Origin of the sequence: Mycobacterium sp. 134 (assembly GCF_048282715.1) — a bacterium.
GTDB classification, from domain to species: Bacteria; Actinomycetota; Actinomycetes; order Mycobacteriales; family Mycobacteriaceae; genus Mycobacterium; species Mycobacterium septicum.
Window position 1 is genome coordinate 5,428,834 of record NZ_JBLVUN010000008.1, and the last position, 19,788, is coordinate 5,448,621.

20 protein-coding genes are annotated in these 19,788 nt (G+C 67.4%); 11 read left to right on the top strand and 9 right to left on the bottom strand.

Features of this window, described 5'->3' with window-relative positions; all coding sequences use genetic code 11:
- Window positions 1–15: 15 nt before the first annotated feature.
- From rplL to ACNQVK_RS30825, 3 genes are all read right to left on the bottom strand, one after another.
- Window positions 16–402, bottom strand: a complete 387-nt coding sequence (gene rplL, locus ACNQVK_RS30815; RefSeq protein WP_029106810.1) for a 50S ribosomal protein L7/L12 — start codon at window positions 400–402, stop codon at window positions 16–18.
- A 57-nt stretch (window positions 403–459) separates the two neighbouring features.
- Window positions 460–987 carry a 50S ribosomal protein L10 gene (rplJ, locus tag ACNQVK_RS30820; protein ID WP_044516035.1) on the bottom strand — a complete coding sequence of 176 codons (528 nt, stop codon included), beginning with the start codon at window positions 985–987 and terminating at the stop codon, window positions 460–462.
- A 361-nt stretch (window positions 988–1,348) separates the two neighbouring features.
- A complete protein-coding gene (locus ACNQVK_RS30825; RefSeq protein ID WP_418032538.1) occupies window positions 1,349–1,801 on the bottom strand; it encodes an anthrone oxygenase family protein in 453 nt (150 codons plus the stop codon).
- Between the two features lie 73 nt (window positions 1,802–1,874).
- On the opposite strand from ACNQVK_RS30825, the gene ACNQVK_RS30830 reads away from it, so the two are divergent.
- Entirely contained in the window at window positions 1,875–2,309 is a 435-nt protein-coding gene (locus ACNQVK_RS30830) for a winged helix-turn-helix transcriptional regulator (RefSeq protein WP_418032539.1), read from the top strand.
- On the opposite strand, the gene ACNQVK_RS30835 is transcribed toward ACNQVK_RS30830, so the two are convergent.
- Genes ACNQVK_RS30835 through ACNQVK_RS30850 form a run of 4 tightly spaced genes read right to left on the bottom strand, consistent with a single transcriptional unit; the run spans window position 2,210 to window position 8,667 of the window.
- On the bottom strand, window positions 2,210–3,106 hold the full coding sequence (locus tag ACNQVK_RS30835; RefSeq protein WP_418032540.1) for an ROK family protein: 897 nt from the start codon (window positions 3,104–3,106) through the stop codon (window positions 2,210–2,212). The genes ACNQVK_RS30830 and ACNQVK_RS30835 overlap by 100 nt on opposite strands.
- Window positions 3,107–3,118: 12 nt before the next feature.
- Complete coding sequence (locus tag ACNQVK_RS30840; protein WP_418032541.1) at window positions 3,119–3,736, bottom strand: malonyl CoA-ACP transacylase; 618 nt, start codon at window positions 3,734–3,736, stop codon at window positions 3,119–3,121.
- Window positions 3,733–7,896, bottom strand: coding sequence for an NEW3 domain-containing protein (locus ACNQVK_RS30845; RefSeq protein WP_418032542.1), 4,164 nt, complete (start codon window positions 7,894–7,896; stop codon window positions 3,733–3,735). Before ACNQVK_RS30845 ends, ACNQVK_RS30840 begins: the two co-directional genes overlap by 4 nt.
- Window positions 7,897–7,914: 18 nt before the next feature.
- Window positions 7,915–8,667, bottom strand: coding sequence for an endonuclease/exonuclease/phosphatase family protein (locus ACNQVK_RS30850; RefSeq protein WP_418032543.1), 753 nt, complete (start codon window positions 8,665–8,667; stop codon window positions 7,915–7,917).
- Window positions 8,668–8,732: 65 nt separating this feature from the next.
- Here ACNQVK_RS30850 and ACNQVK_RS30855 point away from each other — a divergent pair, with 65 nt between their 5' ends.
- Window positions 8,733–9,281, top strand: a complete 549-nt coding sequence (locus ACNQVK_RS30855) for a hypothetical protein (protein WP_418032544.1) — start codon at window positions 8,733–8,735, stop codon at window positions 9,279–9,281.
- On the opposite strand, the gene ACNQVK_RS30860 is transcribed toward ACNQVK_RS30855, so the two are convergent.
- Window positions 9,278–10,246, bottom strand: a complete 969-nt coding sequence (locus ACNQVK_RS30860; protein WP_418032545.1) for a helix-turn-helix transcriptional regulator — start codon at window positions 10,244–10,246, stop codon at window positions 9,278–9,280. The two genes, ACNQVK_RS30855 and ACNQVK_RS30860, sit on opposite strands and share 4 nt — an antisense overlap.
- A gap of 61 nt (window positions 10,247–10,307) precedes the next feature.
- Between ACNQVK_RS30860 and ACNQVK_RS30865 the strand changes: the two genes are divergently transcribed.
- Window positions 10,308–10,844 (top strand): DinB family protein, encoded by a 537-nt coding sequence (locus ACNQVK_RS30865; RefSeq protein ID WP_273732999.1) that lies wholly within the window; start codon window positions 10,308–10,310, stop codon window positions 10,842–10,844.
- Between the two features lie 3 nt (window positions 10,845–10,847).
- Window positions 10,848–11,447: a DinB family protein gene (locus ACNQVK_RS30870; RefSeq protein ID WP_418032546.1), complete on the top strand. Its 600-nt coding sequence runs from the start codon at window positions 10,848–10,850 to the stop codon at window positions 11,445–11,447.
- A gap of 14 nt (window positions 11,448–11,461) precedes the next feature.
- On the opposite strand, the gene ACNQVK_RS30875 is transcribed toward ACNQVK_RS30870, so the two are convergent.
- The gene (locus tag ACNQVK_RS30875) at window positions 11,462–12,064 is read right to left on the bottom strand and encodes a TetR/AcrR family transcriptional regulator (protein ID WP_418032547.1); all 603 of its coding nucleotides are present in this window, start codon (window positions 12,062–12,064) and stop codon (window positions 11,462–11,464) included.
- A 76-nt stretch (window positions 12,065–12,140) separates the two neighbouring features.
- Between ACNQVK_RS30875 and ACNQVK_RS30880 the strand changes: the two genes are divergently transcribed.
- The 7 genes from ACNQVK_RS30880 (at window position 12,141) to ACNQVK_RS30910 (ending at window position 19,630) form a co-directional block, all read left to right on the top strand.
- Window positions 12,141–13,136 carry an oxygenase MpaB family protein gene (locus tag ACNQVK_RS30880; protein ID WP_418032548.1) on the top strand — a complete coding sequence of 332 codons (996 nt, stop codon included), beginning with the start codon at window positions 12,141–12,143 and terminating at the stop codon, window positions 13,134–13,136.
- A 52-nt stretch (window positions 13,137–13,188) separates the two neighbouring features.
- Window positions 13,189–14,565: an ABC1 kinase family protein gene (locus tag ACNQVK_RS30885; protein ID WP_418032549.1), complete on the top strand. Its 1,377-nt coding sequence runs from the start codon at window positions 13,189–13,191 to the stop codon at window positions 14,563–14,565.
- A gap of 9 nt (window positions 14,566–14,574) precedes the next feature.
- Window positions 14,575–15,492: an alpha/beta fold hydrolase gene (locus ACNQVK_RS30890; protein ID WP_418034439.1), complete on the top strand. Its 918-nt coding sequence runs from the start codon at window positions 14,575–14,577 to the stop codon at window positions 15,490–15,492.
- 171 nt (window positions 15,493–15,663) lie between these two features.
- The gene (locus tag ACNQVK_RS30895) at window positions 15,664–16,542 is read left to right on the top strand and encodes a cyclopropane mycolic acid synthase family methyltransferase (protein ID WP_418032550.1); all 879 of its coding nucleotides are present in this window, start codon (window positions 15,664–15,666) and stop codon (window positions 16,540–16,542) included.
- A 185-nt stretch (window positions 16,543–16,727) separates the two neighbouring features.
- Complete coding sequence (locus tag ACNQVK_RS30900; protein ID WP_044516015.1) at window positions 16,728–17,588, top strand: cyclopropane mycolic acid synthase family methyltransferase; 861 nt, start codon at window positions 16,728–16,730, stop codon at window positions 17,586–17,588.
- A 113-nt stretch (window positions 17,589–17,701) separates the two neighbouring features.
- Window positions 17,702–18,397, top strand: a complete 696-nt coding sequence (locus ACNQVK_RS30905) for a YciI family protein (RefSeq protein ID WP_418032551.1) — start codon at window positions 17,702–17,704, stop codon at window positions 18,395–18,397.
- A gap of 6 nt (window positions 18,398–18,403) precedes the next feature.
- Entirely contained in the window at window positions 18,404–19,630 is a 1,227-nt protein-coding gene (locus ACNQVK_RS30910; RefSeq protein ID WP_418032552.1) for an RNA polymerase sigma factor, read from the top strand.
- The last annotated feature ends 158 nt before the right edge of the window (window positions 19,631–19,788 follow it).

Sequence of the window (19,788 nt, forward strand, 5' to 3'; positions counted from 1 at the left end):
CGGTCCAGTTTTGGACTACTTGACGGTGACGCTGGCGCCGGCGGCCTCGAGCTTGGCCTTGGCGTCCTCGGCGGCCTCCTTGGTGACCTTCTCCAGCAGCGGCTTGGGAGCGCCGTCGACCAGATCCTTGGCTTCCTTCAGGCCCAGGCCGGAGACGATCTCGCGGACGACCTTGATGACGCCGATCTTCTTCTCGCCGGCACCCTCGAGGATGACGTCGAACTCCGACTGCTCCTCGGCGGCCTCGGCGGCGGCCGGGGCGGCACCGGCGGCGGCAACGGCGACCGGAGCAGCAGCGGTGACCTCGAAGACCTCTTCGAACTGCTTCACGAACTCAGAGAGCTCCAGCAGGGTCATTTCCTTGAACGCGTCGAGCAGTTCGTCGGTGGACAGCTTGGCCATGTTTATGGTCCTTCCTGAATTTTTCTTACAGATGTTGGGTGGTTTGTGCGGTTGCGGTTAAGCAGCTTCCTCGGCAGCCTTCTTCTCCTGCAGCGCCGCGGCGAGGCGGGCAACCTGAGAAGCGGGCGCGTTGAACAGGCCTGCGGCCTTGGACAGGTTGCCCTTCATGGCACCTGCCAGCTTGGCGAGCAGAACCTCGCGCGACTCGAGGTCGGCGATCTTCTCGACCTCGGCGACGGACAGCGCTTTGCCGTCCATGTAGCCGCCCTTGATGATGAGCGCCTTGTTGTCCTTGGCGAACTTCTTGATCGCCTTGGCGGCGTCGACGGGCTCGCCCTTGACGAACGCGATCGCCGTGGGACCGGCGAACAGCTCGTCGAGACCTTCAATGCCGGCTTCGGACGCGGCGCGCTTCACCAGAGTGTTCTTGGCGACGGTGTACGAGGCGGAGTCGCCGAGGGAACGACGCAGATCAGCCAGGTTCGCCACAGTCAGCCCGCGGTACTCGGTGACGACGGTGGCCGTCGACGCCTTGAACTGCTCAGCAATGTCGGCAACCGCCGTGGCTTTGTCAGCCTTGGCCATGCATGCCTCCTTGTGGTGGGTATCGGGCGCTCCACCAACTTGGGGCCGTGAAATGACGAACGCCCCGACGCAGACAGGTCGGGGCGCAGAGATATCCAGTACGGAACTGGTCTAGCCTCGTCCTCCTGCGTCGGCCGCCGGGACATTTCCCGGACCTTCAACCGATTGCCGAGCTACTTGCTCTTCGCGCAAGCGGCTCATCGGTGACCGACGGTCTTCGGTGGAACCCGACCAGAGTAGCCGAGCACCCGCCAATCAGCCAAAACGAGCACGCTTCCCCCCGCGGCACCGCACCGCGAGCGACCGTGTCTGTACGCCGGCACGCCGCATTTCGCGTACCTGAGCGGTCGCTCGCGGTGCGTCATACCCCACTGCCGGCCAGCACCAACAACACGAACGCTCCCGCCAGCAGTCCGACCCTCACCCAGTGCAGACGGTCCCAGCGGCCGACCAGCTCGTGGAACTGTTCGGGGTCCTGACCTGCGCCGTCGCCGCCGAATCCCGCCGACACCCGGTTGTTGATCGGCACCAGCGTGGTCAGGGTGAGCAGCATGACCAGCCCCATCAGCATCACCGCGGTGATGAGCAACGGCCCGGGGCTCCACAACGTGGCGGCGATCAGCAGCGCCACCGCCCCGATGTACCAGAACGGCATCACCGTCCCGAGGATCCGGCCGCCGGTGCTGCGGGCCTGCCGATAGGCGGCGTCGGGCAATCGCTGCAGGATCGGGTTGGTGAACGCGGCGACGCCGAACTCGACGCCGAGCAGCGGGCCGGTGACGATGACGGCGAGAATCTGAACGATTTCCTTCACAGCATCGAGCCTGGTCAGTAAGCTGACAAAAAACAAGGTACTGACAAATTAGTCAGCATTTGAAGGGCCGGGTATGGCGGTTTCCAAGAAAGAGGTCGGCGAGTGCCCGATCGACGCGACGCTGTCGGTGATCGACGGCCGCTGGAAGGGCACCATCCTGTGGCGGTTGGCGGACGGGCCGATGCGCACCGCTGAGCTGCGCCGCAGCATTCCCGACATCACCGAGCGCATGCTCATCCGGCACCTGCACGATCTGGTCGACGCCGGGATCATCGACCGCCACGATGCGGGCACGGTGCCGCCGTGCGTGCACTATTCGATCTCCGAGTACGGCAAGACGCTGGCGCCGGTGCTGGGCGCATTGTGCGATTGGGGCCGCACCCACATGGAGATTCAGCAGCGCAAGCGTCAGCCACGCGCCAGGGCGGCCGCCCCGACCAGGCCGGCGTCCCCGCCGAGTTCGGCCGGCACCACCCGCAGCCCGCGCAGGAAATCCAGCCCGGCGTAGTCCGCCAGCGCCGCACGGACCGGGTCGAACAGCAATGCCCCGGACTTGGCCACTCCCCCGCCGACCACCACCAGGTCCAGGTCACACACCGCGCCCACCGACGCGATCATGGCCGCGACCGCGCGGGCGCCACGCTCGAACGCCTTGACGGCCAGGCCATCTCCTCGATTTGCCGCATCACCCAGCGCCTTGGCGTCCGTACCGTCCCAGCCCTGCCTGCGGGCCCACCGCACCATGCTCGGGCCCGACGCGATGGTCTCTACGCAGCCGTGCCCGCCGCACGTACACAGGTCACCGCCGTCGGGGGCGACGACGACGTGGCCGACGTGCCCGGCGTTACCGGTGCGGCCGTCGTACGGTGCGCCGTCGAGCACGAGGCCACCGCCAACCCCGGTCGACACCACCATGCCGAGCATGAACTGCGCGCCCCGGCCCGCACCGCACCATTGCTCGCCCAGCGCCATGCACAGCCCGTCGCCACCGAGCCGCACCGGCAACCGGGTGACGCCCGAAACCCGTTCCGCAATCGGAAACTGTTGCCACTCGGTGATATTGATCGGGCTGACCGTGCCGTTGGGCAGGTCGATCGGACCGGCCGAGGCCACGCCGACCCCGGTCGCGGCGCCGTCGGCGGCCCGCACCGTCTCGCCGAGCAGCTTCTCGACGACGGCCCACACGGCCTCGGCATCACCGTCGGGGGTCGGCAGCTGGGCCCGATGGACCAGCTTTCCGTCGGGATCCACCAGGCCGGCGGCAATCTTGGTGCCGCCGATGTCGAGCGCCAGGGTCAGAGCCATGGGAAGGTCCCCCTAGTGCTTGTGGGTGTTGTCCGGTTGGCGGGGATCGCCGGGATGTTCGTATCCGGGCGCCAGTTGCACCAGGGCAGCGCACCGCGCATCGAGCCACTGCCGGAACGCCTGCCTGCGCGCGGCGGCCCGCAGATGGGCGGCGATCCGATCACGAACCCCATCGAAGGACGGCGCGACAGGACGCGTGCGCCATCCGTGCGGCCCGGGCGGCGTCTCGGCGAAGCGCAGCGGATTGCGCGCGTGGTAGGCGGCCACCTCGGCGTTCGAAACCTCCACCGCGGCAGTGACGTCGGCGAACACCGCCCGGGCCGAAGGTGCACCCAGCGTGGCGGCGGCGACGCTGCCGATCTGCAGCCGGGCCGAGGTATCGGGCAGCACCTCGTCCAGGGTGGGAGCATCGTCGTCGGACAGTCCGCGTGCCAGGGCCTCGTCGTCGACCACCCGTTCGGCAACTACCAACTGGGTGAGCCAGCGACGCAGCTGACGCCCCTCGCTGGTTCCGGGGCGGGGCAGCGCCGACGCCCGGTTCCCCGCCCGCAACGTTGCCTCCCGCTCGTCGATCTCCTTGATCGACACGGGTTTTCCGGCCACCTGCGCCGCCCAAGCCACCTGGTTCATCGCACCGTGACCTTCACGGCCGGTGTGTAGATCAGCCGTCCGGCGCAACCCACCCGGATCAACGCCCACCATTCCCCGGGTTCGACCCACGACGGTGGCGCGACATCGAATCCGATCTGCGCCGTACCGCCCGCAGGCACTTCGACCCCTGCTGCGGCCGGCCCCATCCATTCCCACGTTCCCCACGGGCTGATGAGGTGCGCTTCGGCGGTCAGGTCGGCGCGTGCGTCGGTGCCGATCGTGATGGACAGCCGGGCGGTCTCACCGGCCTTGACGTCGACGGCATCCGGCTCGGACACCAGTTTGAGCACCTGGGCAGTGGGCTCACCGATCGTGACGACGCAGACGTCCTCGACCACCTGCCGCCACGACAGCGGCAGGGCTGAGCCTCCGCCGGTCACCGCGAGTTCGGCGCGCACCGGGTACAGCCCGGGTTGGGCCCCGGCCGGGATGCTCAGCACCACATCGGTTTCCAGATGCTCACCGGGTGGCAGCACGTAGGGCAGCTCCGCGGGTTGCACCTCCCACCCCGGCGGGGCGGACAGTCTGACCCGGCCGTGCAGCGCCGCGTCGGTGCAATCGCTGGCCGCGGTGAGCCGGATGATCACTTCGGTATCGGGTTGTCCGGCAATGCTCTCCGGATGCAGGTACGCCACGGCGGGCAGGCCGCCCAACGGTGCCGGGCCGCGATTGTGCAGCCAGTACCGGGCGTACAGCGGCTGGGCCGACTCGGCCTCGGGTGCCAACTGCCGGTGCTCGGCACGCAGCATCCTGGGCAGGTTGAGCCGGGTGGACACCGTGGCGATCTGGTAGCCGTGCAACCTGAGATCCGAGGGCTGCTCCGGCGCCGGCTCCTCCAGCAGGTTCAGGTTCGCGGCGGTCGAGACCGCGCGCAGGCCGGAGCGGATGGTGACCTCCGCGTCACGACCGGTGATCTCGACCAGACGCGCCGTGACCCCGTCGGCCGGGTCGGTGCTGCGCGTGCTGCCCGACGCCAGCGGATTGCCTGCGGCCTTGAGCGCGCCGAGTTGGACGGCCCCGGCGGGTTCGATCTCCAGCAGCGATCCCCACGCAGGCAGCCCGCCTCCGGCGTCGGAGTCGACGACCACCGGCTGCAGCGGGCGGTTGAATTCGGCGGCGCTGGGGGCGACCCCCGCGGCTCGCCAGTCGCCGGCACCGCTGACCAGCGCGTAGTCGAATGTATGTGTCCAGTGCTGCAATTGGAAGTTGGATCCGTCCGGTGCCGTGCGCCGCGGCGGATCGATCCAGGTGCCGGACGGCCAGCCGGTGCAGGACCTCATCAGCGACGTGTGCAGGGTGCCGTCCGGCTCGACCGCGAAGCTCGGCACACCACGGTTCAGCAGTGCCACCGTGCGGGACTCGAACGGCTCGGCCGCCGCGAAGGCCCGTTGGGTGACGACGATCTCGGCTCGGCCCAGCTCATCGACCACCGCGTCGAGGTCGCCGGCCAGGATCAGCACCGGCAGGGTGCGCACGCCACGCAGATCGGCACCGGGTACCCAGTGTTCGATCAACGGCGCGGCGGCGGGCACCCACACGCGGGCCGATCCGGTTGCGTCGATCTGACGCTTGAGCTCGTCGGCGTAGGCGACGTCGGCCTCGGCGAGAACAGCTGCGGTGAAGGGGTTTTCGTCCGGACCGCCGAGCGCGAACCGGGTGTCGGGCAGGTTGGAGTCCACGCTGAGATCGCCGTAGCGCGGCTTGTCGGCGGCGCTGCAGGTGGCAGTGACACCGGCCCGCACCAGGGCCACCATCAGATCGCGGGGGTTCACCCCGTCGGGAGCGACCACCTCGGCCACCGACACAGCCCGGACCGCCGACCCGATGCGCACCCTTACCGCCGAGGACAGCCCGAACCAACCGTAGGCCGGGTTGTCCAGCGTCCACGGGTGTTGCGCGGCGTCCACGGCGTGATGATCCGAACCGTCGTGCAGCAGCCCGAATCCGCGGCCGATCACCGCGTCGCCGACCTCGCTCACCGGCAACGCGCCGGGCACCGGGCAGGGCCACCGCAGCCGCACCAGGCGGTCCGCACCGACGAATTCGTCGATGACTGTGCGACAGTCGACGCGCTCCACACCCGACCAGAGCGTGATGATCTGGGTGTAGTGCAACAGGCCCGCAATGCGGCCCCGCACGATCACCCGCTGTCCGAGCGGGCTCTGAAAGCACTGCACGTCCTCGGCCGGGGCGGCCGAGGAGCACACCACCGGCCCCGTCGGCAGCAGGTGCCAGGGCCCTTCCCCGGCTTCGGGGTGGGCCGAATACTCCTCGTAGACGGCCAGTTCGTTGCCGACGCCGCCGTCGGCGATGAGCTCGCGTCCGTCGTCCACGAGCGAGCACACCGCACCGCCGCGGGCGGCATCGACCCGCAGCCCGTACCGGTCGTTGGCGATCTCGTCCCCGGCCATCGGTTTCCAGCCGCGCGCTGCCCCGGAGACGAAGCGGTAGGACCGCCAGCCCAGCGACGGCACGTCACGGGCCAGCCAGCTCACCGTGGCTCCGTCATGCTCGACGAGTACGGGCACCTCGTTGCCGTCGCTGTCGAGCACCGCACCGGAGAACGGCGTGTCCAGGTGCACCGTGACGATGTCGGTCCGGTTGTGCGCCACGGCATTCCACACGATCACCGTATTGATCCCCGGGTCGCTGCGCTCCTGCCCGCCGAGACCGCCGACCGCCTCGGACAACAGGGCAAGGGCGTTGTCCCGGGCGGTGACGCCCAGCTCCCACGCATCGCGCCAGCCGGTCAGCAGGTCCAGGTAGACCTGATCGGACTCCGACCCGGTGATGGCGTCGTGATGCGCACCGTAGGCCAGCTGCACCCAGGCCTTGGCCATTGCGGCCTGCGGATAGTCCGCGCCGCCGAGCAGCCCGGCGAACACCGAGAACCGCTCGGCATCGAGCACCGCGTCCTCGGCGGCCCGGTTGGCCTGTTTGGTGTCGATGTAGGAGACGTCCTTGCCGGTGTAGATCGGGTTCATGTCGCGGGTCTGCGGGGACGGCGTGATCCCGCGCTCGTCGACTTCGGCCCGCACCGCGGTGAAGAATTCCGAGGGCAGCGCGCACACGAACTTCGGCCAGGCGTACCGCGAGTTCCAGTCGCGGTGGATCTGGGTGACCCATTTGTTGGGCGGGGTGTAGTCGGTGCCGACCGGCAGGAGCACGTTGCGGGTCAACGCAACTCGCTTGAGTTTGGTGAACAGGGTGTAGGTGGATTCCTCGGCCTCGGCCAGGGACGCGGAGGAATCCATCCACCATCCGGCCGAGTAGTGCGCAGGCATGTAGTGGGTGAGAAGCCCGCGGCCCGAGGGCGCGATCCACTCGAACTCGCTCGCGAACTGCATGCGCTCCGGGTCGCCGTCGTTCTGCATCGGACCCCACTGGTGATGCGGCCCACGCGCCCACGAACTGGAGGTCAGGCCGACGTCGGCCGCCATCCCGGGAAACTGCGGATCGTGCCCGAACACGTCGAGCTGCCAGGCGGTGGCAGGGTCGGCACCCAGCACGTCACGCTGAAAGCCCATGCCCGACACGAAGTTCCGGATCGCGGTCTCGGGGCTGGTGAGGTTGGTGTTGGGTTCGTTGTAGGTGCCGCCCATGATCTCGACGCGCCCCTGCGCGATGAACCGGCGCAGATCGGCCCGGTCCTCGGGGCGGGCATCCCAGTACGGCTTGAGGTAGTCCACCTCGGCCAGCACGAACTTGTATTCGGGTTCGCGCCGGGCCATTTCCAGGTGTGCGTGCACCAGGTCGAAACCGTTGGTCTGGCGGCACTGCCCGGGCGGGTCCTCGGTCCACAGGCTGGTGTAGGCGGCCTGGGTGTTCCACCAGACCGGGTCGTAGTGGAAGTGGCTGATCATGTACATCGTCCAGCCCGGTTCGGCGACGGTGAACTCGAAGTCGGTCGAGCCGACCCGTGCGCGCCGGATCTCGCCGGGCACGCCGCGCTCGACGTCCACCGGCACCTCGACCGTGCCCTCTCCGGCCGCGGCGATCGCCTCACCGGAGAGCCCGTCCCCGCTGACCCGCACGGGCGTCGGTGCGGCGCAGGCCTCGTATCGCACCCGCACCAGCTGCCGAGGGGCATCCTCCGGCCCGGCAAACAGCTCCGTCGTCTCCACTGACGTGACGTGCATCTGGAAAACCCTACGACTTCAAGGCACCGAAATGTCGACGACCAGTGCCCGATGATCCGAAATCGGCAGGTGCGGCGCGGCGTGTGCGGTGGCGGCCAGCGTGGGGTCGTCGGTGAGGATGTGGTCGAGTTGGGTCGTCGGCGTGTCGGCAGGAAAGGTCGGGGCGGCCCCGAGCGGACGCCAGCGCTCCGGTGCGCCCGAGTTCAGGTCTCCCATGAGAATCCTCGGGCCCGGGAAGCCGCTCAGATCGCGCAGCAGATGCCGCAGTTGCACCCGGTTCCACCCCGGCACGAACGACAGGTGGGTGTTGGCCACCGAGATCGCGCCGAGTGGCGTATCGACGCGGGCCACCATCGCGGCCCGGGGCTCCTCGTGAACGATCCGGAACCGGCGGATCCCGGAGACATACATCGGGAACCGGACCGGTATCCGCGGGAGCCGCAGCACCTGCCAGTTCTCGACGGGGTACCGGGTGAGCAGGGCGATGCCGTAGGCGGCGGTCCCGGGTTGTTCACGTCCGGTCGCGGCCATCCAGGTGGCGCCGGGCGTTCCGGAGATCGCGGCGACGAACCGGTGGTGCACGGCGTTCATCGCATCGGCGGCCACGGCGGTCAGGTCGGCCTTGCCCGAGCGTGGCTGATCCAGGTCGACTTCCTGCAGCGCGAGGATGTCGGCATCGAGTTCGGCCACCGCGGCGGCCAGTCTGCCCAGGTCGACGTCGCCGTCGTGGACACTGCGCCCGTGCAGGATGTTGAAAGTGGCCAGCCGCATGGGTACTCAGTACCCACAACGGCATCGGCTCCATCATCCGACGCCCCACAGACCTTGGATCGCACATGTTCGACCGCAACGACGCACTCCGTGACGCGCTGAAGCGCGCCGCGTCGGCGTTCAAGGCGCACGGACCGCGGTTCGCGCTGGCGGGCAGCTACGCACTGTGGGCCTACGGTGCGCCCGAACCCGTGCACGACGTCGATTTCGTGGTCGCCGAGGCCGACGCCGAGGCGGCCGAGGTGACGTTGCGCAAGGCCGGGTTCCAGATCGTGCACGTCCCCGAGGACTGGTTGTTCAAGGCCTATCCCGACGACGACGTCCTGGTCGACGTGCTCTACCAACTCAACGGGGCGTCGGTGGATGCGGCCACTCTCGGGTCCGCCGAGGTGCTCGACGTCCTGGCGATCCGGATGCCGGTCCTGCCGCCGACAGTGGTGGTGTCGGAGAAGCTGCGGTCACTCAACGAACACCACTGCGACTTCGCGGCGCTGCTGCCCGCCGCCCGTGCGGTGCGCGAGCAGGTCGACTGGGATGCGGTGCGGGTCGCGACCGCCGACAACGATTTCGCCGCCGCGTTCCTGACACTCATCGACCGGCTCGGCATCACCTAGCTTCCCTGGGATGCGGCGTGCAGGCGTGCGGCGACGACTTCGACGGCGGCCGCCACCTCGGGCGGTTCCAGGACCTCGAAGTCATATCCCACGGTGGCGAAGTACAGCACCATGCGTTCGGGGTCGTCGGCGCCGGCGGTGACGATGCAGGCGTCGGGTCCGTCCGCCTCGACTGTGGCCGATGCCGGTGGAAACTTCTGTGCCACAACTGCTTGCGGCGCCTGGTAGCGCACCCGGGCGCTGTAGCGGTAGGGCGAGGAGCTGATCGAGCGGCGCACATAGTCGGCCGCGTCCGGCGCCTCCCGCGGCGTGAACGTGCTGCCTCGCGCGACGACCGCCGACATCCGGTCCAGCCGCAGGCTGCGCCAGTCCTCGCGGTCGCGGTCGTAGGTCATGAGGTACCAGCGCCGTCCGGTGGTCACCAGTTGATAGGGCTCCAACCGTCGCTGGGTGTGGTTGCCCCGGATATCGGTGTAGTCGGCGCTGACGTGTTCATGGTCGCGACAGGCCCGGGCCAGGGTCATCAGCACATCGGGCTCCACCGGAGCGTCCGACGAGTTGGGAGCCAGGGTGACGGTCGCGTCGTGCACCGCCGAGACCTGTGAACGCAACCGCGCGGGCATGACCTGGTCGAGCTTGGACAGTGCCCGGAGGGCGGATTCGCCGACGCCCGCGACGCTTCCGCCGGCGGCCAACCGCAGGCAGACGGCCATCGCGACGGCTTCGTCCGGGTCGAGCAGCAGCGGTGGCAGCGCCGCACCGGCACCGAGTTGGTAGCCGCCGCCCTGCCCCTTGCTGGCGTGGACGGGATAGCCGAGTTCACGCAACCGCTCGATGTCGCGACGGACGCTGCGCGTGGTGACGTCGAGCCGTTCGGCCAACTCTTCACCCGTCCACACCCGGCGCGACTGCAGCAATCCGAGGAGTTGCAGCACCCGGCCGGTGGTTTCGCTGCTCACAGCCATGCAACAAGTGTGCCGCACTTTTAGGACCGAAACTGTCCTATATGGGTGAGAGCGTATTCCTATGTGGACAAACCTCCTGGCCGACCAACTGGACTTCCACTGGACCCACCAGCTGAGGCCGCGATTGGACGGCCTGACCGACGACGAGTACTTCTGGCAGCCCGTGAAAGACTGCTGGACCGTTCACCCCGACGGCGCCATCGACTTCAGTTATCCACCACCACAACCGGAACCGTTCACCACCATCGCGTGGCGATTGGCGCACGTGATCGTCGGCGTGTTCGCCATGCGCAACCACTCACACTTCGGCGGACCGCCTGCCGACTACGAGTCCTGGCCGTATGCCACCGATGCGGCCACGGCCCTGAAACAACTCGACGACACATACCGACATTGGATCGACGGGGTCCGGCGCCTCGACGAAACCGACCTGCAGAAGCCGTGCGGGCCCGCCGAAGGTCCGTACGGCAATGAGCCCATGGCAGTGCTGGTCCTGCACATCAACCGGGAGGTAATCCACCACGGCGCCGAAATCGCCTGCATCCGCGACCTTTACGTGCACTCCAACCAAACAGCCCACAACAGCAAGGAGAACTGAGCCATGCCAGGAATGCCCCCTCCCGCCACCGACGAGCGTCAGACCCTGATCGAGTTCGTCGCCTTTCAGCAGAACGCCTTCCTCGCGGTCGCGCACGGCCTGACCGATGAGCAGGCCCGATCCACCCCGTCGGTGAGCGCGCTGTCGGTCGGTGGGCTGATCAAGCACGTCACCGCCGTGCAGAAGGGCTGGGCCGACCGCGCCGAGCACGCACCGCAGTTCCCGCCGCCGGATCCCCGTCCATTCGAGGAACGGGCGGCCGAGTACGCCGATCTGCACGTGATGCGTGAGGACGAGACCCTCGCCGGCCTACTCGAGGCGTTCAAGGCCCAGAATGCCGAGACGCTGCGGGTTTTCGCCGAGCGGGATCTCGACACCGCCGTTCCGGTACCTCACGATGTGCCGTGGTTCCCGCAGGACGTCGACAACTGGTCGGTGCGGTGGGTGGCCATGCACCTGATCGAGGAACTCAGCCGGCACGCCGGCCACGCCGACATCATCCGCGAATCCATCGACCGCGCAACGATGTACGAATTGCTCGCGGCCGAGGAGCAGTGGCCAGAGACCGAGTGGATCAAGCGCTGGCGGCCCGCCGCAGTCTGACCTGGCCGCCCGGCCTAATTGGCGCCAAGCACCAGCCGTAGCGCGTAATCCACCACGACCCCAAGGTCGTCGCCCAGGTTCCCGCCCAGCCACTGCTGGGCAAGTTCGGCCATCGCCCCCGTGTACATGGCCGCGCCGACCTGGGCGGCGACCGGGTCCGAGCCGGGATTGAGCCGACCGCCCTCGGACAGCACGGCCTCGCGCAACAGGTCCTGGGTCGCCGCGCGCCGGGCAGCCAAGACGGGGTTGGCCCTGGCGTCGGTGAACAGCACCCTTCCCCGCCGCGGATCGGCCGAACTGAAGCCCAGCACGGCGGCAATTCCGGCACGGGTTCGGGCCCGCGGGGAGTCCCCGGCCCCGGTCATCGCCGCGTCGACATCGGCCGCCAGGGCCGCACTCACCTGGTCGTACACCGCGCCGAGCAGATCGTCGGTATCGGCGAAGCTCTCGTAGAAGTAGCGGGTGTTGAGGCCGCATTCACGGCAGACCGAACGCACCGACGTCGCCGCCTCCCCACCGTCCCCGAACAGCCGGAACGCCGCGTCGACGAGCAGCGCGCGGCGTTCGGCACGGCGGTCCGTCAGCGGGACGCCGGCCCATCGGGTCGGGCTGGACATTCCTCCAGACTAGATCTGGTCACACCCGTACCCAAAATGTATTCTGGCTACAGACGTAACCAGAAGGGGGTCCACGGTGGACATGCCGCACCAGGTGCTCGAGCAGATGCTGCAGCGGAAGTTCGACAAGGACATTCGTCAGCACTACTTCCGTGGCATGGAGTTCGCCGGGCCGGCAGGCGATCCGGGATGGTTCGGTCCGGGCAGTGCCGTCTGGCATGTCCATTCCCACACCGAGGCGCTGATCTTCGGCCTGCAGTGCGCGGCTTTCATCGAACGCCTCGATCCGTCGATCTATTGGATGGGCATGCACCATTCGCGACTCGTCAAGCGCGACGAGAACGGCACCGCCATTCCGGTCATCGACCCGCAGGGCGCAGCCGTCCGACTGGGCCACTCCATCGCGTTCTTCATCGGCACCGCCTACGGCAACACCGAGACCGCCGAACGGGTGGCCAAGACCGTGCGCGCCATGCACCACACCATCAAGGGCACCCGCCCCGACGGCGCGGCCTACGACGCCGACGATCCGGACTGGCTGCGCTGGAACTACGCGACCGTGGTGTGGGGGCTGGCCACCGCGCACGAGATCTACCACCCGAACCCGTTGCGCGGTAAGAAACTTGACCGCTATTACGGGGAGTTCATCCGTGTCGGACATGCCCTCGGCGGCACCGACCTGCCGGAAACCAAGGCCGAGACCCTGGATTGCCTACACTCCTACCTGCCCAAGCTGGCGCTCACCCACGGGGCCGCCATGGCCACGGGCCCCAACCTGCCGATGCCGCAGAGCGCCGTGGACTGGGCGATCCGCGACACCATGCCGACGTGGGCCAAGCAGCTGATCGGGCACACCGATCCGAACCCGATCGAGCGGGCGGGCCGGCGGGCTCTGGTGTGGTCGATCATCAACGGACTGCACACCGCGGCGGGCACCACCATGGAGTTCCGGGCAGCGCAGAAGCGGGTCGCCGGCGGCACCACCGTGTCGCACACCGAGCCCTCCTACGTGCCCGGCAGCGACCCGATTCTCAGCCGCGAAGCGGTCGAAGAGAGTTTCGCATCGGTGTGACTCACGGCACACATGTTTTTGGCCGCACCGTGGCCTTTGAGACACTGCAGCTATGAGCACTACGCCGCCGAAAACCAAGCACCGCGAGGTCGCCAGGTTGAGTCGGGTGCCGTTGCCTGTGGAGGCCGCCCGTATCGGCGCCACCGGATGGCAGATCACCCGCACCGGGGTCCGCGTCGCCGCCAACATGTTCGGCAAAGGGTCCCTGCAGCACAAGATCATCAAGCAGGTGCCGCAGACCTTCTCCGACCTGGGCCCCACCTACGTCAAGTTCGGCCAGATCATCGCGTCGAGCCCCGGCGCGTTCGGTGAGCCGCTGAGCCGCGAATTCCGCAGCCTGCTCGACCGGGTGCCACCGGCCGACACCGACGAGGTGCACAAACTCTTCGTCGAGGAACTCGGCGACGAGCCCACGAACCTGTTCAAGAGTTTCGACGAGAAGCCGTTCGCCTCGGCCTCGATCGCGCAGGTGCACTACGCCACGCTGCACAGCGGCGAGGAGGTGGTGGTCAAGATCCAGCGCCCCGGAATCCGTCGCCGCGTCGCCGCCGACCTGCAGATCCTCAAGCGGGGCGCGCAGCTCGTGGAGCTCGCCAAGCTGGGCCGGCGGCTGTCCGCTCAGGATGTGGTCGCCGACTTCGCCGACAATCTGGCCGAGGAGCTCGACTTCCGGCTGGAAGCCCAGTCGATGGACGCGTGGGTGTCACACATGCACGCCTCCCCGCTCGGCGAGAACATCCGGGTACCCCAGGTGTACTGGGACCTGACCAGCCAGCGGGTGCTGACGATGGAACGGGTCACCGGCGTGCGTATCGACGACGTGGCCGCGATCCGCAAGAAGGGCTTCGACGGCACGGCGCTGGTCAAGGCCTTGCTGTTCAGCGTGTTCGAGGGCGGCCTGAAGCACGGCCTGTTCCACGGGGACCTGCACGCGGGCAATCTGTACGTCGACGACGCAGGCAAGATCGTGTTCTTCGACTTCGGCATCATGGGCCGCATCGATCCGCGGACCCGGTGGCTGTTGCGCGAGCTCGTCTACGCGCTGCTGGTCAAGAAGGACCACGCGGCCGCGGGCAAGATCGTGGTGCTGATGGGGGCGGTGGGAACCGTGAAGCCCGAAGCGCAGGCCGCCAAGGATCTGGAGAAGTTCGCTACCCCGCTCACGATGAAGTCGCTCGGGGATATGTCCTACGCCGAAATCGGCAAGCAACTCTCGGCACTGGCCGACGCCTACGACGTCAAACTGCCCCGCGAACTGGTGTTGATCGGCAAGCAGTTCCTTTACGTCGAGCGGTACATGAAGCTGCTGGCACCGACGTGGCAGATGATGAACGACCCCCAGCTCACCGGGTATTTCGCCAACTTCATGGTGGATATCAGCCGCGAACACAAGGATTCAGACGGATCCGACGACGGGATCGAGGCCTGAGTGGCCGGCATGAAGGTGCGGTCCGGATTCGCCAAGTCATCCGCGGAACCCGGCGACGTCGACCTCTACTACGAGGACATGGGTGACCCGAACGATCCGGCCGTGCTGCTGATCATGGGCCTGGGCGCGCAGATGCTGTTGTGGCGCACCGGGTTCTGCGAAAAGCTGGTGAACCAGGGGTTGCGGGTCATCCGCTACGACAACCGTGACGTGGGCCTGTCCACGAAGTTGTCCGGCCGGCGGGTGGACTCCCCGATGCCGGTGCGGATGGCCCGGTCGTTTCTGGGCCTGCGCAGCCCGTCGGTCTACACGCTCGAAGACGTCGCCGATGACGCTGCCGCCCTGCTCGATCACCTCGACATCGACGACGCCCACATCGTCGGCGGCTCGATGGGCGGCATGATCGCCCAGGTGTTCGCGGCGCGGTACGCGCAGCGCACCAAGTCGCTGGCGGTGATCTTCTCCAGCAACAATCAGCCGCTGCTGCCGCCGCCGGGCATCAAGCAGCTGCTGTCGGTGATCACCGGTCCGCCCGCGAATTCGTCGCGAGAAGCCATCATCGACAACGCCGTTCGGATCAGCAGGATCAACGGCAGCCCCGGCTACCCCACTCCCGAGGAGGAGATCCGGGCCCAGGCCGCCGAGCTGTACGACCGCGCCTACTACCCGGCCGGGATCGCCCGGCATTTCGATGCCATTCTCGGCAGCGGCAGCCTGCGCCACCACGACAAGCGGATCAGTGCGCCCACCGTGGTGATCCACGGTCGCTCGGACCGGCTGATGCGCCCGTTCGGGGGCCGTGCGGTGGCCCGCGCGATCGCAGGCGCCCGCCTCGTGTTGATCGACGGGATGGGCCACGAGCTACCGGAACCGGTGTGGGACGAGATCGTCGGCGAGCTCAAGACGAACTTCGCCGGCTCCGCTTAGTTTTCTGCATCCGCAACGTTAATTTCGCGATCACCCCTTTGCCGGCGCCTTAAAACTCGGTAGCTGGCCGAACTGCATCTACGCTTCACTGCAGCAGTCTGGGGGGGCGGCTAGGTCAAGACGTGGCATAGTGCAGCTCTCGCCGGTGGGTCTCCTCCCGATAGGCGCCGCATGGCAAAAAAACCGGAGCAACTCAAACCCCATTTCGACGACGTACAAGCCCATTACGACCTGTCCGACGATTTTTTCGCGCTCTTCCTGGACCCGAGCAGGACCTATAGCTGCGCGTACTTCGAGCGCGATGACATGTCGCTGCAGGAAGCCCAGCTGGCGAAGATCGACCTGGCATTGGGCAAGCTCGGCCTACGACCCGGGATGACCCTGCTTGATGTCGGATGTGGTTGGGGTGCAACGGTTATGCGCGCGATCGAACGCCACGACGTCAACGTCGTCGGCCTCACCCTCAGCCGCAACCAGGCCGCCCATGTGCAGCGCAGCTTCGACGAGTCCGACAGCCCCCGCTCCAAGCGGGTGCTGCTGGCCGGCTGGGAACAGTTCGACCAGCCCGTGGACCGCATCGTCTCGATCGGCGCGTTCGAACATTTCGGTCACGACCGGTATGCCGACTTCTTCCGGTTCGCCCACGATGCCCTGCCCGCCGACGGCGTGATGCTTCTGCACACGATCACCGGATTGAAGCCGCAGCAGATCATCGACCGCGGGATGCCGTTGTCGTTCGAGTTCGCCCGGTTCGTCAAGTTCATGGTGACCGAGATCTTCCCCGGTGGGCGGCTGCCGTCGATCGAGATGGTCGAGGAGCACTCCGCCCGGGCCGCGTTCACCCTGACCCGCCGGCAGTCCCTGCAGTCGCACTATGCGCGCACCCTCGACATCTGGGCAGCCAACCTGGAGGAACGTCGCGACGAGGCGGTCGCGATCCAGTCGCAGGAGGTCTACGACCGGTACATGCGCTACCTGACGGGTTGCGCGAGCAGCTTCCGGACCGGCTACATCGACGTCAATCAGTTCACCCTGCATGTCGCGGGTTGATTTCCTTCGCCAACGAGACACTGTCCGTCGCATCTCCGCAGGCAAAACCAGACAAATTATCGTCCTGTGGGGAAATTTTGTTTGCCGACGAAATTCATTGACGGTAGCGGCAACAGGCTCGTGGTGGATGGCTGCGGTACCCTGAGATTCGCGGGGAGAACTCTACAGCTTGGAGCATATCGAATATGTCCAAATTGACACCGAAATATGAAGAACTGCAGTCGATCTACGACATTTCCAACGAATTCTACGAACTGTTTCTAGGCCCGACAATGGGCTACACATGCGGCTATTTCGAGCGCGAGGACATGACCGGCGACGAGGCCCAGATCGCGAAGTTCGATCTGGCGCTGGGCAAACTGGGCCTCGAACCGGGGATGACGCTGCTGGACATCGGCTGCGGCTGGGGCGCCTGCATGGCGCGGGCGATCGAGAAGTACGACGTCAATGTCATCGGCCTGACGCTCAGTGGCGAGCAGCGTGAATACGCCATCGAAAAGCTCTCCAAGGTGCCCACCGAGCGCAATGTCGAGGTTCGGCTGCAGGGCTGGGAAGAATTCAACGACAAGGTCGACCGCATCGTGTCGATCGGCGCCTTCGAGCATTTCGGATTCGAGCGGTACCCGGCGTTTTTCGAGACGGCCTACAACGCGCTGCCCGACGACGGCACCATGCTGTTGCACAACATCACGGGATTCGACCTGCGGCAAGGCCAGAAGCTCGGCCTGCACATGACGTTCGATGATGCCCGGTTCGCCCGGTTCATCATGACCGAGATCTTCCCCGGCGGCCGGCTGCCCTCGGTGACGATGGAGGAGGAAAAGGCGACCGAAGCCGGGTTCAAGGTCACCCAGCTGCAGGAGATCGGCCCGCACTACGTCCGGACCCTCAAGATCTGGGCCGACGCGCTCGAGGCCCACAAGGACGAGGCCATCGCGATCCAGGGCCAGGAGGTCTACGACCGCTACGACAAGTACCTCAACGGCTGCCAGAAATACTTCGCCTCGGGCCACATCAGCGTGCATCAGTTCACGCTGCAGAAGTAGCGAGAAGTAGACAGAAGCAATCTCGCGCGGTCTGTCGGATCCCGGCACCGTCGTTCGTCGGATAGGTAGAGAGTGGAACAGAGGGTTCCACTCGCTGACGCCGGGAGATGACGATGCATTACTTCGCTTTACTGATCAGCCGCGACGTGGAACTCGCCCCCGACGAGGCAGCCGAGGGCATGGCTGCCTTCCAGGCTTTCCACGCCAAGGCGGCGTCCGCGATCCGGGCCGGCGACGCGCTGGACAAGTCCGCCGCCGCCACCCGCATCGCCGGTGGGCCGGACAACCCGACGATCACCGACGGCCCGTTCGCCGAGGGTGCCGAGGTGGCCTGCGGTTACTACGTGTTCGAGGCCGACAATCTCGATGACGCCCTTGCACTGGCCCGCGACATCCCGGTCGCCCATTTCGGTGCGGTCGAGGTGTGGCCGATGGTCCACTGGCAGGCCCCCGAGCAGCCGCTGGGCAGTGATTGGCTGGCCCTGCTGCTGGAGCGGCCCGAGGACGTCAACACGCCAGGAACCGACGAGTGGAATGAGCAGGCGGGCAAGCACGGCGAACTCGCCAAGACCATCGGCGACAGGACGCTGGCGGGCGCGCCGCTGCATCCGCCGACGACCGCGACGACGGTGCGCGTGCGCGACGGCAAGGTGCTGCTGACCGACGGGCCCTACATCGAAGGTGCCGAGGTGGCCAACGGCTTCTACGTGCTGCGCGCCTCCGATCGTGAGGAGGCGGTCAAACTGGCGTCGATGATTCCCGCATCGGCCATCGAGGTCCGCCAGTTGGCGGGCGTCTCGGGCCTGTAGCCCTCGGTGACCCAGCTGGACGGCGTCTTTCGGCGCGAGTGGGGCCCGGTGGTGGCCACCATCGCCCGGTGGTCGGGTGATCTCTCCGTGGCCGAGGACGCCGTCCAGGAGGCCTGTGCGCAGGCGCTGCGGACATGGCCCGCCGAGGGTACGCCGACCAATCCGGGTGCGTGGTTGATCACGGTGGCGCGCAATCGCGTCCTGGACCGGCTGCGGCGTGAATCTGCCCGTCCTGGAAAGGAACTCGCAGCGGTGTACGAGCAGGTGAACGCGTCGGGCGGTGATGCCGAGCTGCACCCGGTGCGCGATGACGAGCTGCGGATGATGTTCACCTGCGCTCATCCTGCGCTGGACCGCAGTTCGCAGCTGGCCCTCACGCTGCGGCTGATCTCGGGGCTCACCGTCACCGAGATCGCCCGCGCCCTGCTGCAGTCCGACGCCGCGGTCGGGCAGCGGATCACCCGGGCCAAGAACAAGATTCGGCAGGCCAACATCCCGCTGCGAGTGCCACCCCCGGAGCTTCTGCAGGAGCGCACGCCACATGTGCTCGGCTGTATCTATTCGGTGTTCACCGAGGGCTACTGGTCGACCGGCGGACCGTCGGCCATCCGCGACGAATTGTGCGACGAGGGTGTCCGGCTCGCCGGCGAACTGTGTGCGTTGATGCCGGACAACCAGGATGCGCACGCGCTCGCAGCACTTGTGCTGCTGCATGATTCGCGCCGTCGCACCCGGGTGGACGAGGGCGGTGCGCTGATACCGCTGGACGAGCAGGACCGTAGTCATTGGGATCGGGGACGTATCGCACGGGGCCTGGAGCAGTTGCGCTTGGCCGAAGGCGCACCCGGAACATATCTCCCGCAAGCGGTGATCGCGGCGCTGCACGCCACCGCCCCCACCTGGCAGCACACCGACTGGGCCACCATCTGCCTGGCCTACGACCGGTTGGCCGCGATGACGGACTCCCCTGTCGTGCGCGCCAATCGCGCACTCGCCGTTGGCTTTCGGGACGGCTTCGCGGCCGGCCTGGCCGCACTCGACGAAGTGGCCGACGATCCGCGGCTGGCCCGGACCAATGCGGTGGCGCCGATCCGCGCGGATCTTCTGCGTCGGGCCGGCCGCTTCGACGAGGCCCGGCGCTGGTACCGCATCGCACTTGAGGGCGAAGGCTCCGGGTCCGAGCCGGCACGGGCCTTCCTGCAGCGCCGGCTGGCCGAATGCAGCGCGCCGTAACGCCCAGCAGTCCCCCGCAAGCGGGAGGGGTCCCCAGCAAAAGTGCCCCAAATCCGTAGATTTGGGGCACTTTTGTGCTGCTCGCGCAGAGAAAATTACGCCTCGGTGCCGATGGTCGGCTCCGCGAGCTACGCCTCGGTGCCGATGGTCGGCTCCGC

Excerpts from the sequence above, each read along its gene's own strand:
- rplL (WP_029106810.1), bottom strand. The coding sequence starts at position 402 with ATGGCCAAGCTGTCCACCGACGAACTGCTCGACGCGTTCAAGGAAATG.
- rplJ (WP_044516035.1), bottom strand. The coding sequence starts at position 987 with ATGGCCAAGGCTGACAAAGCCACGGCGGTTGCCGACATTGCTGAGCAG.
- ACNQVK_RS30830 (WP_418032539.1), top strand. The coding sequence starts at position 1,875 with ATGGCGGTTTCCAAGAAAGAGGTCGGCGAGTGCCCGATCGACGCGACG.
- ACNQVK_RS30835 (WP_418032540.1), bottom strand. The coding sequence starts at position 3,106 with ATGGCTCTGACCCTGGCGCTCGACATCGGCGGCACCAAGATTGCCGCC.
- ACNQVK_RS30840 (WP_418032541.1), bottom strand. The coding sequence starts at position 3,736 with ATGAACCAGGTGGCTTGGGCGGCGCAGGTGGCCGGAAAACCCGTGTCG.
- ACNQVK_RS30845 (WP_418032542.1), bottom strand. The coding sequence starts at position 7,896 with ATGCACGTCACGTCAGTGGAGACGACGGAGCTGTTTGCCGGGCCGGAG.
- ACNQVK_RS30850 (WP_418032543.1), bottom strand. The coding sequence starts at position 8,667 with ATGCGGCTGGCCACTTTCAACATCCTGCACGGGCGCAGTGTCCACGAC.
- ACNQVK_RS30855 (WP_418032544.1), top strand. The coding sequence starts at position 8,733 with ATGTTCGACCGCAACGACGCACTCCGTGACGCGCTGAAGCGCGCCGCG.
- ACNQVK_RS30860 (WP_418032545.1), bottom strand. The coding sequence starts at position 10,246 with ATGGCTGTGAGCAGCGAAACCACCGGCCGGGTGCTGCAACTCCTCGGA.
- ACNQVK_RS30865 (WP_273732999.1), top strand. The coding sequence starts at position 10,308 with ATGTGGACAAACCTCCTGGCCGACCAACTGGACTTCCACTGGACCCAC.
- ACNQVK_RS30870 (WP_418032546.1), top strand. The coding sequence starts at position 10,848 with ATGCCAGGAATGCCCCCTCCCGCCACCGACGAGCGTCAGACCCTGATC.
- ACNQVK_RS30875 (WP_418032547.1), bottom strand. The coding sequence starts at position 12,064 with ATGTCCAGCCCGACCCGATGGGCCGGCGTCCCGCTGACGGACCGCCGT.
- ACNQVK_RS30885 (WP_418032549.1), top strand. The coding sequence starts at position 13,189 with ATGAGCACTACGCCGCCGAAAACCAAGCACCGCGAGGTCGCCAGGTTG.
- ACNQVK_RS30890 (WP_418034439.1), top strand. The coding sequence starts at position 14,575 with ATGAAGGTGCGGTCCGGATTCGCCAAGTCATCCGCGGAACCCGGCGAC.
- ACNQVK_RS30895 (WP_418032550.1), top strand. The coding sequence starts at position 15,664 with ATGGCAAAAAAACCGGAGCAACTCAAACCCCATTTCGACGACGTACAA.
- ACNQVK_RS30900 (WP_044516015.1), top strand. The coding sequence starts at position 16,728 with ATGTCCAAATTGACACCGAAATATGAAGAACTGCAGTCGATCTACGAC.
- ACNQVK_RS30905 (WP_418032551.1), top strand. The coding sequence starts at position 17,702 with ATGCATTACTTCGCTTTACTGATCAGCCGCGACGTGGAACTCGCCCCC.